Source organism: Acidimicrobiales bacterium (assembly GCA_016716005.1).
Lineage (GTDB): Bacteria > Actinomycetota > Acidimicrobiia > Acidimicrobiales > JADJXE01 > JADJXE01.
The window spans coordinates 1,894,900-1,908,713 of the sequence record JADJXE010000001.1 but is presented as its reverse complement, the minus strand read 5'-3'; the positions used below and the strand labels follow the sequence as shown (position 1 = coordinate 1,908,713).

Annotated in this window: 12 protein-coding genes; 5 read left to right on the top strand and 7 right to left on the bottom strand. The window is 75.2% G+C overall.

Features of this window, described 5'->3' with window-relative positions; all coding sequences use genetic code 11:
- Positions 1-7 precede the first annotated feature (7 nt).
- Both ppk2 and IPM45_09335 read right to left on the bottom strand, forming a co-directional pair.
- Entirely contained in the window at positions 8-919 is a 912-nt protein-coding gene (gene ppk2, locus IPM45_09340) for a polyphosphate kinase 2 (protein ID MBK9179756.1), read from the bottom strand.
- A 29-nt stretch (positions 920-948) separates the two neighbouring features.
- On the bottom strand, positions 949-1,908 hold the full coding sequence (locus IPM45_09335; GenBank protein ID MBK9179755.1) for an aldo/keto reductase: 960 nt from the start codon (positions 1,906-1,908) through the stop codon (positions 949-951).
- A 209-nt stretch (positions 1,909-2,117) separates the two neighbouring features.
- Between IPM45_09335 and IPM45_09330 the strand changes: the two genes are divergently transcribed.
- From IPM45_09330 to IPM45_09320, 3 genes are read left to right on the top strand one after another with little or no spacing between them, the layout of a single operon-like run.
- A complete protein-coding gene (locus IPM45_09330; protein MBK9179754.1) occupies positions 2,118-3,884 on the top strand; it encodes an amidohydrolase family protein in 1,767 nt (588 codons plus the stop codon).
- On the top strand, positions 3,881-4,672 hold the full coding sequence (gene hxpB, locus IPM45_09325) for a hexitol phosphatase HxpB (GenBank protein ID MBK9179753.1): 792 nt from the start codon (positions 3,881-3,883) through the stop codon (positions 4,670-4,672). The genes IPM45_09330 and hxpB overlap by 4 nt, the downstream gene beginning before the upstream one ends.
- Complete coding sequence (locus tag IPM45_09320) at positions 4,669-5,397, top strand: hypothetical protein (GenBank protein ID MBK9179752.1); 729 nt, start codon at positions 4,669-4,671, stop codon at positions 5,395-5,397. Before hxpB ends, IPM45_09320 begins: the two co-directional genes overlap by 4 nt.
- Here the strand turns inward: IPM45_09320 and IPM45_09315 are convergent.
- Together IPM45_09315 and IPM45_09310 are read right to left on the bottom strand one after the other, a co-directional pair.
- Positions 5,394-7,289 (bottom strand): cell wall-binding repeat-containing protein, encoded by a 1,896-nt coding sequence (locus tag IPM45_09315; GenBank protein MBK9179751.1) that lies wholly within the window; start codon positions 7,287-7,289, stop codon positions 5,394-5,396. The genes IPM45_09320 and IPM45_09315 overlap by 4 nt on opposite strands.
- A 45-nt stretch (positions 7,290-7,334) precedes the next feature.
- The gene (locus IPM45_09310) at positions 7,335-8,858 is read right to left on the bottom strand and encodes an ATP-dependent DNA ligase (protein ID MBK9179750.1); all 1,524 of its coding nucleotides are present in this window, start codon (positions 8,856-8,858) and stop codon (positions 7,335-7,337) included.
- Positions 8,859-8,981: 123 nt separating this feature from the next.
- On the opposite strand from IPM45_09310, the gene zwf reads away from it, so the two are divergent.
- On the top strand, positions 8,982-10,400 hold the full coding sequence (gene zwf / locus IPM45_09305; GenBank protein ID MBK9179749.1) for a glucose-6-phosphate dehydrogenase: 1,419 nt from the start codon (positions 8,982-8,984) through the stop codon (positions 10,398-10,400).
- Positions 10,401-10,555: 155 nt separating this feature from the next.
- On the opposite strand, the gene maf is transcribed toward zwf, so the two are convergent.
- Positions 10,556-11,149, bottom strand: coding sequence for a septum formation protein Maf (gene maf / locus IPM45_09300; protein MBK9179748.1), 594 nt, complete (start codon positions 11,147-11,149; stop codon positions 10,556-10,558).
- Positions 11,150-11,181: 32 nt separating this feature from the next.
- Entirely contained in the window at positions 11,182-12,441 is a 1,260-nt protein-coding gene (gene dusB, locus IPM45_09295) for a tRNA dihydrouridine synthase DusB (protein ID MBK9179747.1), read from the bottom strand.
- A 4-nt stretch (positions 12,442-12,445) separates the two neighbouring features.
- On the opposite strand from dusB, the gene IPM45_09290 reads away from it, so the two are divergent.
- A complete protein-coding gene (locus tag IPM45_09290) occupies positions 12,446-12,814 on the top strand; it encodes a DsrE family protein (protein MBK9179746.1) in 369 nt (122 codons plus the stop codon).
- Here IPM45_09290 and IPM45_09285 read toward each other — a convergent pair.
- On the bottom strand, positions 12,808-13,770 hold the full coding sequence (locus IPM45_09285; GenBank protein MBK9179745.1) for a PQQ-dependent sugar dehydrogenase: 963 nt from the start codon (positions 13,768-13,770) through the stop codon (positions 12,808-12,810). The two genes, IPM45_09290 and IPM45_09285, sit on opposite strands and share 7 nt — an antisense overlap.
- Between the last annotated feature and the right edge of the window lie 44 nt (positions 13,771-13,814).

The following is a 13,814-nucleotide window of genomic DNA, read 5'->3' as shown; positions in this document are numbered from 1 at the left end:
CCGACCCTCAGCCCGCGAACTTGCCGCTGCGGATGCGCTGGGCCTCCATCAGCTGCAGCTCCTGGGCACCCGACACGACGATCTCCGGGTCGGGCACGAAGTCGAGCTCGGGGTTGCGGCCCTCGTAGGGAACGGCGTTGAGGATGACCTTGATGGCGTTCAGGCGGGCCCGGTGCTTGTTCTCCGACCGGACGATGATCCACGGGGCCTGCGGGGTGCTCGTCTTCTTGAGCATCCAGTACTTGGCGTCGGTGAAGTCGTCCCAGTGCTCCTGGGCCTGCATGTCGATCTCGGACAGCTTCCACTGCCGCAGGGGATCGTTGCGGCGCCGGTCGAACCGGCGCTTCTGCTCCTCCTTGGTGACGGAGAAGTACAGCTTCACCAGGATCATGCCGGTGCGGACGAGATCCTTCTCGAAGCCGACCACGCCCTGCATGAAGTGCTGGTGCTCCTCGTCGGTGCAGAACCCGAAGACGGGCTCCACCATCGCCCGGTTGTACCAGGACCGGTCGAACAGCACGATCCTGCCGCCGGTGGGGAACTGCTCCACGTAGCGCTGGAAGTACCACTGGGTGCGCTGCTCCTCGGTGGGCTTGCCGAGGGCGACGACGCGGTAGTGCTTCTCGTTCATGAACCGGGTGACGCGGCGGATCGTGCCGCCCTTGCCGGCCGCGTCACGCCCCTCGAACAGCACGATCACCCGCCGCTGGTGATCCTCGAGGTGCTGCTGCAGCTTCAGCAGCTCGGCCTGGAACGGCTTGAGCTGTGCTTCCTCGCGAGCCGTGCGCACCATCCCCCGCCGCTCGCGGCGCAGGGCCGCCAGCTCGCGCTTCAGGTCGTGGTAGCCCGAGACCAGATCGGGAACGGCCATCGGCCGCCCGTCGACCTCGACCATCGGCATGTCGTCCGTGTCGTCCATGTCGTCCATGTCGTCCTCCGTTGCCGCCGTCACCGCACGGCGTCGTCGATCCGGGCCAGCACCTCGGCGTCGAGCAGGGGGATGACGTCGAGGGCGCCCATGTTCTCGGTCACCTGCTCGGGCCGGCTGGCGCCGGTGATCACGCTGGACACGTGGGGGTTCCGGGCGCACCAGGCGATGGCCAGCTGCGCGAGCGAGCAAGCGAGCTCGCCGGCCACCGCGGCGAGGCGGCCGACGCGCTCGTTGTCGGCCGGGTCGACGAGCCGGTCGCGCAGCCACTCGTACCCGGGGAGGGCGGCCCGGCTCCCGTCGGGGACGCCGCCGGCGTACTTCCCGGTGAGCAGCCCCGACGCCAGGGGGCTCCACGTGGTGAGGCCGATGCCGATGTCGTCGTAGAGCCGGGCGTACTCGCGCTCGACCCGGCGTCGCTCGAGCAGGTGGTACTGCGGCTGCTCCACCACGGGCTTGTGCAGGTGGTGGCGCTCGGCAATCTCCCACGCCGCCCGGATCGAGTCCGCGGGCCACTCCGAGGTGCCCCAGTACCGGGCCTTGCCCGAGGCGATCAGGTCGCTCATCGCCCAGGTGGTCTCCTCGATGGGCGTGTCGGGATCGGCCCGGTGGCAGTACACGATGTCGACGAAGTCGAGGCCCAGCCGCTCGAGCGAGCCGTCGAGGGCCTGGAGCAGGTACGTGCGGTTCAGGGTGCTCCGCATGTTGACGGCGTCGTGGATGCCCCAGAAGAGCTTGGTGGTGATCACGTACGACCACCGGGGCCACCCGAGGTCGGCGATGGCCTGCCCCATGATCCGCTCCGACTCGCCGCCGGCGTAGACCTCGGCGTTGTCGAACAGGTTCACGCCCCGCTCGTACGCCGCGGCGAGGCAGTCGCGGGCGAGTCCGGTGTCGAGCTGGTTGCCGAAGGTCACCCACGAGCCGAACGAGAGGGTGCTCACCTGCAGGCCGGTGCGGCCGAGCCGGCGGTACGTCATCTCCATGACGGTGGAGCCTAGGGATACCTGGGCGAAGGGTGCGGTTCACCGCCCGCGAACGGTGGGGGCGCTGCGGCGGGTGGCGGGTGGCGGGCGGCCGGGGCCGCCGCGGGTGGCGGACGGAAGGGGCGCCGCGGGTGGCGGGCGGCCGGGATCCGTGCCAGCGTGAACCCGCCAGCCACCGAACGGTGTCGACCCCCGGGGGGACCATGGCCGACCTCGTCATCCGCCACGGCACGATCGTCGACGGCACCGGAGCGCCTGCGTTCACCGGCGACGTCGCCGTCACCGACGGGCTGATCACCGCGGTCGGCGAGGTGGACGAGGGCGGCGACCGGGAGATCGACGCCGAGGGGCTGACCGTCACCCCCGGCTTCGTCGACATCCACACCCACTTCGACGGCCAGGCCACCTGGGACCCGGTGCTCGCGCCGTCGTCGGTGCACGGCGTGACCACGCTCGCGATGGGCAACTGCGGCGTCGGGTTCGCCCCGGCCCGTACCGACCGGCACGACTGGCTGATCGGCCTGCTCGAAGGGGTGGAGGACATCCCCGGCACGGCCCTGGCCGAGGGGCTCACGTGGGACTGGGAGACGTTCCCCCAGTACCTCGACGCGCTCGATCGCCGGCCCCACACCGTCGACCTCGGGGTGCACGTGCCCCACGCCGCCCTGCGCACCTACGTGATGGGCGAGCGCGGCGCCGACCACGCCGAGCGTCCGACCGGTGCCGAGCTGGCCCGCCTCGCCCTCCTCGTGGGCGAGGCGGTGGACGCCGGTGCCGTCGGCTTCGCCACGTCGCGCACCGAGGTGCACCGCACCCGCGACGGGGCTCGCATCCCCACCCTCACCGCGGGCGCCGACGAGCTGCTCGCCGTCGCCGAGGTGCTGCGCCAGCGGGGCCGCGGCGTCATCCAGCTGATCTCCGACTGCTACCAGACCACCGACGACGAGCTCGCCGACGCCGAGCTCGGGCTGATGGAGCAGCTGGTGCGGGCCAGCGGCCGGCCGCTCTCGTTCACCGTGCAGCAGCCCTTCCACGCCCCCGAGCGGTGGAGGCAGCTGTTCGGGCGGGTCGCCGAGCTCGCCGCGGAGGGCCTTCCCCTGAAGGCGCAGGTGGCGCCCCGCCCCATCGGCGTGCTGCTCGGGCTGGAGGGCAGCGCGAACCCGTTCGTCGCCTGCCGGTCGTACGCCGAGGTCGCCGCCCTGCCCCTCGACGAGCGGGTGCCCGCGCTGCGCGACCCGGAGCGCCGCTCCCGGGTGCTGGCCGAGCACGCCGAGCTCCTCGACCGCCTGCCCGACGGCCTCTTCCGGCAGATCTGCGGGAGCTTCGACCTGTTCTTCGTGCTCGACGACCCGGTCGACTACCGGCTCGACCCGGCCCGCTCGGTCGGGGCCGACGCGGCCCGGCTCGGCCTCCCGGCCGCGGGCCTCACGTACGACACGCTGCTGCGGCGGGGCGGCCGCCAGCTGCTGTACCTCCCGCTGTTCAACTTCGCCCACCGCAGCCTCGACGACGTCGGCGAGATGCTGGCGTCGCCCCACGCCCTCTTCGGCCTGTCCGACGCCGGTGCGCACTGCGGGGCCATCTGCGACGCCAGCTTCACGACCTCGTCGCTGGTGCTCTGGGGCCGCAACCGCGACCCCGGCCCCGGCCCCGGCTCCGGCCGCACCTTCCCGATCGAGTGGCTCGTGCACGGGCACACCCAGCGCAACGCCCGCCACCTCGGCTGGTACGACCGCGGGGTCGTCGCCCCCGGCCACCTCGCCGACCTCAACCTGATCGAGCTCGGCTCGCTGGCGTGCCACCCACCGGAGATCGTCCACGACCTGCCGGCCGGCGGACGCCGGCTGATCCAGCGAGCCGAGGGGTACCGCTCGACGATCAAGGCCGGGGTGGTCACCTTCGTCGACGGGCAGCCCACCGGCGACGCGCCCGGTCGTCTCCTCCGGGGGCCGCAGCCGGCGCCGGCGTGAGCGACGCCCCGGCCGCAGGCCTGGCCCGCCGGCCGGCGGCGGTGGTGTTCGACCTCGACGGCGTGCTCGTCGACTCCGAGCCCTTCTGGCGCGAGGTGGAGCAGGAGGTGTTCGCCTCGGTGGGCATCGACCTCGACGACGACCTCTGCCGCCAGACGCTCGGGCTCCGGGTCGGCGAGGTGGTCGCCCACTGGTACCGGCTCCGGCCCTGGGCCGAGCCGCCGCCGGCGGTCGTCGAGCGCCGCCTGGTCGACGGGGTGGTGCACGCGATCCGGACGCGGGGCCGGCCGGTGGCCGGGGCCCGGCACGCGCTGGACGTCGCCGGCTCGCTGGGCGTGCCGCTGGGCGTCGCCTCGTCGTCCACCCTCGAGGTGATCGACGCCGCCCTGCAGCGGCTCGGCGTGGGCGAGCGGTTCGCGGCGGTCTCCTCGGCCCAGGACCTGGTGAGGGGCAAGCCCGATCCCGAGGTGTACCTGGTGGCCGCCGCCCTGCTCGGCGTCGACCCGGGAGCGTGCACGGCCGTCGAGGACTCGCCGGCCGGCGTCGCCGCGGCGGTCGCGGCGGGGATGCGGTGCGTCGCCGTGCCCGAGCCCGGCACCGACCCGGCGCTGGTCGGTTCGGCCCACGTGGTGCTGCCCTCGCTCGATGTCCTCACCGTCGAGCACCTGCTGCTCGGCGGACCCGGGGGTCGGCGTGCCGGTTTGCTCGGCACGGTGACCACCCGACCCCGGGGCGCGGACCCGGATACCCGACGGCCCGGGCGCGGCGCTGGCATGCTCGGCGGGTGACGGGGCCAGCAGCAGGGCGCCCGGCGGTCGCGGTCGCGATCGAGGCGGGGAAGCGGCGCGTGTTCGCGTCGGCCCTCGACTGGCCGGGCTGGTGCCGGTCCGGCCGGGACGAGGAGCGGGCCGTCGAGGCCCTGGCCGCGGCGTCGGCCCGCTACGCCGTCGTGGCGAGCACGGCCGGCGTGCGGTTCGCCCCCGGCGCGCGGTTCGAGGTGGTCGAGCGACTGCCCGGTTCGGCCACCACCGACTTCGGGGCACCCGGTGAGGTCGCGGCACGCGACCTCGAGCCGCTCACCGCGGCCGAGGCCCGGCGGCTGGCCGCCCTGGTCGACGCCTCGTGGCGGGTGTTCGACGAGGTGGTCGCCGCGGCCCCTGCCGAGCTCCGCAAGGGGCCCCGTGGCGGGGGCAGGGATCGCGACGCGATCGCCGCCCACGTGGTCGAGGCCGAGGTGGCCTACGCCCGCAAGCTCGGCCTCCGCCCCCCGGCGCCCTCGGCGCCCGGAGGTGTCGGGGCCACCGCGGCGCGCCGTCGCGCCATCGTCGAGGCCCTCCGCTCGGCCCGCGCCGGCGGGGCGACCGACCGGGGCTGGCCGCCTCGCTACGCGGCCCGCCGGATCGCCTGGCACGTGCTCGACCACGCGTGGGAGATCGAGGATCGCAGCCCGCCCGGCGGGGTGGGCCCGGAGACGGCGGGCCGCACCGCGTCGCAGCGGAAGCCCGTCCGCTAGCCGCGCAGCGTGGCCTCCACCTGCGCCTCGACGCCGTCGCTCACCGCGGCCGGACCGCCGAAGACGATCGTGATTGCCAGCGAGGCCCGGGCCGATCGGAGGTAGGTGCCCACGATCGCCGGCAGCGCCACCGGGTTCGTGAGCAGCATCGGCCCGCCGAAGCGGCCGACCACGGCACCGCCGGTGAGCCCGTCGGGGAACGTGACGCCGGACGCGATCCCGGCAACCGGCGGGGCGGTGAAGAAGCGCTCGGCGGTGCGCACGGCCGTCTCGTACCGGTCGGCGCCGACCACCGAGGGGGCGGTGGGCAGCGCGGCAGCGGCCGGTCCGCCGATGGCGGTCACGGTCGCCCCGGCTCGCGACGCCAGGTACGCGGCCGTGACCTCCGGCAGCGCGGTGCCCGCCGACAGCAGCACACCGCCGCTCTGGCGGGCTGCTGCTGCACCGGCCGACAGCGCGTCGGGGAAGTCGATCCCGCTGGCGAGCAGGTAGACCGACGGCGCGCCGAGCCCGTCACGGCTGATGAGCACCGCGGTCTCGTAGCGGTCGGTGCCCGCGAAGCGGACCACCGTGTAGCCGAGCGACTGCACGCGCGCCGCGACGGGGGTGCTCACGGCGGCCTCGCCCCCGAGCACGTAGACGGTGGACCCGGACGGGAGCACCCGCTGCAGCTCGCGTTCGGTGGCCGGGGAGAGCGCCTCGGGGGTGGTGAGCAGGAGCGGGCCCTGCTTGGCCACCGCGAGGGGCACGCCGGCCAGGGCGTCGGGGAAGAGGTCGGAGCGGGCGAGCACAGCGGCTCGGGCCGACCCGGCGTCGGGGAACGCGGTGCGTGAGCTGTCGACGGCCGTGCCGATGCGGTCGGGCCCGTCGACACGGATCACCACCGGGGCGTTCGGGAGATCGGCGACCGTCACCGACGCGCTCGCCGTGCCCTGTCCCGAGATGGACGGGTCGTCCGGGTCCCGCACCGTGACGACGGCGTTGTTGACGACCGTGGTGCCGGCATCCGTCGACCGGACCACGTAGGTGACCTGCTCGGAGATCGAGGCGCCCGGCTGCACGATCGTGCGATCGGGTCGCTCGAGGAAGATGCCGAGGCGGTCGTCGACGAGGCGCACCACCTCCAGCGGCACGCTGCTGGTGTTCCTGCCCGCGTAGGTGTACGTGACGGTGTCGCCCACCTCGGCGGTGGTGCGGTCGGCCGTCTTGGTGAACGTGAACGACAGCTGGGGCGGGATCGTGCCCTGGCAGGCGCTCAGGTTCACGGTGGCGTCGGGGGAGGTGCCGATCCCTCCCACGTTCACGCTCACCTCGAGGGCGCGGGTGCCGGGGGTCGCGGGGCCGGGCACCACCTCGGTGGCCGTCGCCGACCCCTGCGGTGGCACCGGCAGCGGGCTGAACGAGACCCCGGTGGGGTTCGTGCCGGTCACGTTGGCGGAGGCGCTGGGGTCGTTGTTCTCGAGGGTCCAGGTGATCGTCGTCTGCTTCGCGGCGGGGTCGCACACGGCGTTCCCGTTCAGCGATGCGCACACCCGGTTGTTCGAGGCCTTGACGGTCTGGCCCTGCTCGCCCTCCACCGTGAGGATGGTGGTGTTCGGGCCGGTCGGCGACGCGGGGGCGTTGACGACGTTCTGACCCGTTCCGACCGTCTCGGTGACGGACTGCCCGGTGGCCTGGTTCCTGAGGGTGACGGTCGCGGGCGCGCCCGAGCTGTTGTCGACGCGCCAGGTGCGCAGCCCGGCGTCGAAGTCGTCGACGTCGGTGCACAGGGAGACGAGCCGGAACTGGCTGATGTCGGCCAGCGCGGGCGCGGCCATGGCCACGACCGACCCCAGGACGGCGAGCGCCAGGAGCGGCGCTGCGACACGACGGATCCCCTGTCGACGGTGCATCCCCGACCTCCTCGACCGTCCCTGCGCGTAGCGTAGCGACCACGCTCAGTGACTGTCGACGCCGGCGAGCAGGGCCCGGACGGCGTCGATGGTGTCGGCGTCGGCCGCGGCCTTGTCGGTCCGGTAGCAGCGCACCCGGGCGAAGCGCAGCGCGACCCCTCCCGGGTAGCGGCGCGACACCTGCACGCCGTCGAGGGCCGTCTCGACCACCAGCTCGGGCCGCACGTGCACGGTGTGGCCGTCGGTGGCGATCCGGAGCCGGAGGAGGTGCTCGGTCTGCCAGGTGAGCAGGGCGTCGGTGAGGCCCTTGAAGGTCTTCCCCACCATGACGAACGACCCGTCGGACGGGTCGCGGGCCCCGAGGTGGAGGTTGGAGAGCCAGCCGGTGCGGCGGCCGTGGCCCCACTCGGCGGCCAGCACCACCAGGTCGAGGGTGCGGACGGGCTTCACCTTGCGCCAGGCGCCCCCTCGCCGCCCCGCGTCGTAGCTCGCGTCGAGCCCCTTCACCATCACGCCCTCGTGGCCCCGTGCCAGCGCGTCACCGAGGAACGCCGCCGCCACCTCGGCGTCGGCGGTCTCGATCGAGGGCACGCGGAGGCCTCCGGCCACGTCGTCGAGCACCGCGAGGCGTTCGCGCAGCGGCGCGTCGACCAGGTCGCTGCCGTCGGCGTGGAGCACATCGAAGAAGAAGGCCCGCAGCCCGCCGGCGGTGTCGCCCTCGTCGCGCCCGAAGGTGCTCATGGTGTCCTGGAAGCGGCGCGGCCGGGCCTCGTCGTCGATGCCGATGGCCTCGCCGTCGAGCACCAGGCGGTCGGCGGGCAGGGCCCGCACCGCGGCGGCCACCGCCGGGAGCCGGTCGGTCACGTCGTTCAGGTTGCGGGTGAAGACGCGGACCTGCTCGCCGGCCCGGTGCACCTGGATCCGGGCCCCGTCGAGCTTCCACTCCACCGAGGCGAGGCCGGTGTCGGCCAGGGCCCCGGCCACGTCGGGGGCGGTGGCCGCCAGCATCGGCTGCACCGGGCGGAGCAGCTCGAGCCCCACGTCGGACAACCCGGACGCGCCCATGCCCAGCGCCAGCACGGCGGTGCGCCCGAGGTCGCCGGTGAGCATGGCGGCGCGGCGCACCAGCGGCAGCGGCACGTCGGCGGCCCGGGCGACGGCGTCGGCCATCAGCCCTTCGAGCGCTCCCTGCCGGAGCTCGCCCACGAGCAGCCGGCGCACGAAGCGCGCCTCGGCCGCGGTCGCCCCGGCCAGCAGCGCGTGCAGCACGGCCTGCCGGCGCTCGACCGACCGGGGCCCCGTGGTCGCCTCGATCTCGTCGAGGGCGCGGTCGAGGTCGCCCACGGTCAGCGACGGTGCAGACGCGGCGGGCACGTCGAGCCCGCCGAGCGTCGCCCAGCCGACCCCGACCCGCCCCTGGCGCGGGTTGCCGGTGAGGATCCCGACCGCCGGCGCCACCTGGGCCGGTGGGAGGAGCCGGAGCAGCTCGGCCAGGGCGGCCACCTTGGCCGATCGGGATCGGGTGGCGGCCACGGCGTCGGAGGTGGCGACCAGGTCCGCGAGGAGCACGGCCGCAGTCTGCTCGGCCCCGCAGCGTCGCGGCCCGCTGCCGCAGTCTGCTCGGCCCCGCAGCGTCGCGGCCCGCTGCCGTAGCCTGCCCCGGACCCGACCGAGGAGACGCCGGTGGCCACGATCGACCCGTCGACCGACACGACCCCGCCCCTCTCGGGGCCCACGGCCGACGCCCTCGTCAGCTTCGGCATCTCGGGCGACCTGGCCAAGAAGATGACCTTCGACGCCCTCTACCGGCTGGAGCGGGTGAACCGCCTGCCGGCGCTCGTCGTCGGGGTGGCGGTCGACCCCTGGACCGACGACGAGCTCCGCGAGCGGGCGCACGAGTCGATCGCCGCCGGCGAGCCGCACCCCGAGCACAAGGTGGTCGAGCGGCTGCTGGCCAAGCTGCGCTACGTCCAGGGCGACTTCGGCGACCCGGCGACGTACCAGCGGGTCGGCGAGGCGCTGGCCGGCTGCCGGCTGCCCGTGTTCTACCTGCAGGTGCCTCCGTCGCTGTTCGGGATGGTGGTGGAGGGGCTGCACGACGCCGGCCTCACGGCGTCGGCCCGCGTCGTCGTCGAGAAGCCCTTCGGGCACGACCTCGCCTCCGCCCGGGCGCTCGACGCCCAGCTGCACGCCCTCGTCGACGAGGACCAGCTCTACCGGATCGACCACTTCCTGGGGAAGATGCCGGTCGACGACATCCTCTTGCTGCGGTTCGCCAACGAGGTCCTCGAGCCGGTGTGGAACCGCGACCACGTGCAGGCGGTGCAGATCACCATGGCCGAGGACTTCGGGGTCGCCGACCGCGGCCACTTCTACGACCCCGTGGGAGCCCTCCGCGACGTCGTCCAGAACCACCTGCTCCAGGTGCTGGCCTTCGTCGCCATGGAGGCGCCGCAGGGGCACGACCCCGACACGCTGCGCAACCGGAAGGCCGACGTGTTCCGCGCCATGGACGAGGCCGACCCGCAGCACTACGTGCGGGGGCAGTACCAGGGCTACCTCGACGTGGCCGGCGTGGCCCCCGGATCCACCACCGAGACCTTCGTCGCCCTCAGGCTCGAGATCGACAACTGGCGGTGGTCGGGCGTGCCGTTCTTCATCCGGGCCGGCAAGTCCCTGGCCACGCGCGCGACCGAGGTGCGGATCGTGTTCCGGCACCCTCCGCGGCTCGGCTTCCGGCCCCGGGGGCACCCTCGGCCGGGGGCCAACCACCTCGTGCTGCGGATCGACCCCTCACCGGGCACCCGCCTCACGCTCCAGGGCATGGACCCCCGGACGGTCGTGCCGCAGGAGTACCACCTCGACACGGTGTGGGGCGATCGGACGTCGGAGCTGCCGACCGCCTACCAGGTGCTGCTGGGCGCGGCGCTGGCCGGCAACCCGGAGAACTTCGCCCGCGAGGACACCGTGGAGGAGACGTGGCGGATCGTGCAGCCCCTTCTCGACTCGCCACCCCCCGTGCACCCGTACGCCCCGGGGTCGTGGGGGCCCGTCGAGGCCGATCGGCTCACCGCGGGGTTCGCCGGCTGGCACCACCCCTGGCTTCCCTGATCGTCCGGCTCCGGCGTACGTCCCCCACGGTTCTGCGTCCCGATCGGCCCCGTTTGCGGCACCTCGGGGACGCAGAACGCCGGGGGCGTCGGCCGGGGGGTGCCGGGGGGGCGTCGGCGGGGGCCGTCGGCGGGGTTCGCCGGCGGGGGCCGGGCTCAGCGGGGCCGGCAGTAGGCGAGCAGGTCGGCACCCACCTCCGAGAGCAGCGCGGCCAGCAGCGGGAGGGGCAGCCCGATCACGTTGGTGGGGCTGCCGCTGATCGACGCCACGAAGAGCCCCCCGGCACCCTGCACCCCGTACCCGCCGGCCTTGTCGGACGGCTCGCCGGTGGCGACGTACCACTCGATGGCGCTCTCGGAGAGGGGGGTGAAGGCCACCTCGCTGGTGGCCACGCCCACGGCCGTGGCCGTCACCGGGGTGCCGTGGTGGCGCACCGCCACCGCGGTGTGCACCAGGTGGGAGCGGCCCGACAGGCGCCGCAGCACGGCGCGGGCATCGGCGTCGTCGCGGGGCTTGCCGAGGGGCTCGCCGTCGAGGGCGACGGTGGTGTCGGCGGCGACGATCAGCTCGCCGGGGCGGGCCACGGCCCTCGCCTTCTCCGCGGCAAGCCGGCGCACGTGGGCGACCGGGTCCTCGCCGGGGACGGGTGCCTCGTCGACGTCGGGCGTCCGGGTGACGAAGCGCGCGCCGAGCAGCCGCAGCAGCTCGGCCCGGCGGGGGGAGGCGGAGGCCAGCACCAGCGGGGGCAGGTGCGCGGCCCGGCCGATCGCGTCCGTGGCCGTCACCCGCCGCTCACGGCCCGCTCCGAGCCGGCCGGCGGCGGCCCGTCGGCCAGCGGGTCGAGCCAGCCCTCGGGCAGCACCACGCGGTGCGGGCCGTCCTGGCGGCCGCGGGGCAGCCGCTCCGAGCCGGGCGGCGCCAGCACGGTCCGGTCGAGCCCGTCGAGCAGGCGCCGCAGCCCGGCCAGCGAGGTCGCCCCCATGAGCGCCCGGCGTGCGTCCCCGCCGACGGGGTAGCCCGCGAGGTACCAGCCGAGGTGCTTGCGGAGGTCGCGGAGCCCGCGCGCCTCGCCCAGCCGCTGGACGAGGAGGCCGGCGTGCTCCGCCACGGTGTCGACCACCAGGCCCAATGGTGGCGGGGCCGGGATCGGTCGGCCGGCGAAGGCGGCGTCGAGCTCGCCGAACAGCCACGGCCGCCCGAGGCAGGCGCGCCCCACGACCACCCCGTCGCATCCGGTCTCGGCGATCATCCGGAGCGCGTCGGCCGCCGTCCACACGTCGCCGTTGCCGAGGACGGGGATCGTCCGCACCTCTGTCTTCAGCCGGCCGATCGCCGCCCAGTCGGCCGCGCCCGCGTAGTGCTGCTCGGCGGTGCGGGCGTGGAGGGCCACGCCGGCGGCGCCCTGGTCCTCGGCCACCCGGCCCGCCTCCAGGTAGGTCAGGCGCTCGGCGTCGAGGCCCAGGCGCATCTTCACGGTGACGGGCACTGGGCCGGCGGCCCGCACGGCCGCGGCGACCAGCGCGGCCAGCAGCCGTGGCCGGGCCGCCAGGCCCGCGCCCCCACCGTGGCGGGTCACCTTGCGCGCGGGGCAGCCGACGTTCAGGTCGACGTGGTCGACGCGGCCCTCGCCCACCAGCCGGGCGACCGCGGCGCCCACCGTCGCGGGGTCCGTGCCGTAGAGCTGGATGCTCCGGGGGGTCTCGTCGGGGTCGAACGCCGCCAGCTCCCACGAGCGGGTGCCGCCCTCGACCAGGCCGCGGGCGTTCACCATCTCGCTCACGTGGAGCCCGCCGCCGAACCGCCGGCAGACGCGGCGGAACGCGGCGTCGGTGACGCCCGCCATCGGTGCGAGCACGACGGGGGGCCACACGTCGAGGGGCCCCACCCGCAGGGGCGCGGCCCGCGCCGTCGCCTCGTCGGTCGGGAGCACGGTCACGAGGCTGCCGCGCCGGGCGCCGGTGATCCAGCCGGGGAGCCGGCTCCGTAGCAGGATCGGGCACCGCCGGGCCCCTTCGAGGCTCGATCCCCCAAGGAGGGCCATCACCATGTCCACGCGATTCCTCGTGAACCTGACCCGCGGCGCCGAAGACCCCGACCGGGCGACCATCGCCTTCGTGGTCGCCAACGCCGCGCTGGCGTCGGGCAAGGAGACGATGGTCTTCGTGAGCAACGACGCCGTGCGGTTCGCGGTGCCCGGAGGTGCCGACGGCGTCCATGCCGACGGGCTCCCGCCGCTCGCCGAGCTGGTCGCCATCTTCGGCGAAGAGGGCGGCGCGCTCCTGGTGTGCACCCCCTGCGCCAAGGTCCGCGAGCTCGACACCTCCGAGCTCGTTCCCGGCGCAGCGATGGGAGGCGGGCCGGGCCTGGTCGAGTTCATGACCGCCGAGGGCGCGGCCGCGTCGGTCTCCTACTGAACGCCCTGGTCGCCGGCCACGACGGCGATGGCGTCCTCGGTCGAGTACGCGACGCTCCCGTCGGCCAGCACCACGGCGCCGATGCGGCAGTCCGACGCCAGCGTGGCGTCCGGCTCGGCCGAGCCGTCGGCGTCGACGGCCCAGCGGGTGAGCGTGCCGCTCACGTACCCGCACACCAGCAGCTCGTCGTCGGCCGGCGCGGCCAGGCCCGACGGCGCCGTGCCGGGCGGCAGGTCGGTGATCGAGGTCGGCCGTCCGTCGACGTCACCCCGGGCCAGCCGCTCGGGCTCGTCGCCGGGCGAGTTGTCGGCGACCCACAGGGCGCCTCCGGGGGCGAAGGCGAAGGCGTACGGGTTGTTCCACCCGGCCGAGACCACGCTCGGCGCCTGGCCGGGCGGTCCGTCGGGGTCGAGGCGCAGCAGCTTTCCGTTCGGGGTGGCGGGGTCGGCGGCGGCGGCGGGGTCGAGCAGGTCGCCGACACCGATGACCAGGTTCCCGTCGGGATCGACCACGACGTGGCCCCCCGTCGCACGGTCGGTCGAGGCCGGCCCCTCCCACACGAGCCGGACCGGCCCGGGCGCGACCTGGCCCACCACGAGCCGTCCGTCCGGCCCGGTCCAGGCGGCGAAGGTGCGGCCGGCGGCGTCGACCGCCAGCCCCACGAGCCCTCGCTGGCCGTCGGCCCCCACCTCGACCCGGGCGACCTCCTGCGGCTCACCCCCGTCGGGGGCGACGTCGAGGATGCGGCCGGTGCGCCGCTCGCCGTACCGCACCCCCCCGTCGGGGAGCGCGACCAGGGCGGCGACGTCGGGGGCGACCACCAGCACCTCGCCGGTGGGTTCGTCGGCGCCGTCGTCGGCGCCGTCGTCGGCGCAGCCGCTCGCCCCGGTGGCCGCGAGGGCGAACACGGCCACGGCGGCGACGGCCAGACGGTGGGGGCGGGGCCGGCGGGGCACGGCCGGTGACGGTAGCGTCCCGTCGGCGCGGGACCGCGGCAGCA

Excerpts from the sequence above, each read along its gene's own strand:
- ppk2 (MBK9179756.1), bottom strand. The coding sequence starts at position 919 with ATGGACGACACGGACGACATGCCGATGGTCGAGGTCGACGGGCGGCCG.
- IPM45_09335 (MBK9179755.1), bottom strand. The coding sequence starts at position 1,908 with ATGACGTACCGCCGGCTCGGCCGCACCGGCCTGCAGGTGAGCACCCTC.
- IPM45_09330 (MBK9179754.1), top strand. The coding sequence starts at position 2,118 with ATGGCCGACCTCGTCATCCGCCACGGCACGATCGTCGACGGCACCGGA.
- IPM45_09315 (MBK9179751.1), bottom strand. The coding sequence starts at position 7,289 with ATGCACCGTCGACAGGGGATCCGTCGTGTCGCAGCGCCGCTCCTGGCG.
- dusB (MBK9179747.1), bottom strand. The coding sequence starts at position 12,441 with ATGGCCCTCCTTGGGGGATCGAGCCTCGAAGGGGCCCGGCGGTGCCCG.
- IPM45_09290 (MBK9179746.1), top strand. The coding sequence starts at position 12,446 with ATGTCCACGCGATTCCTCGTGAACCTGACCCGCGGCGCCGAAGACCCC.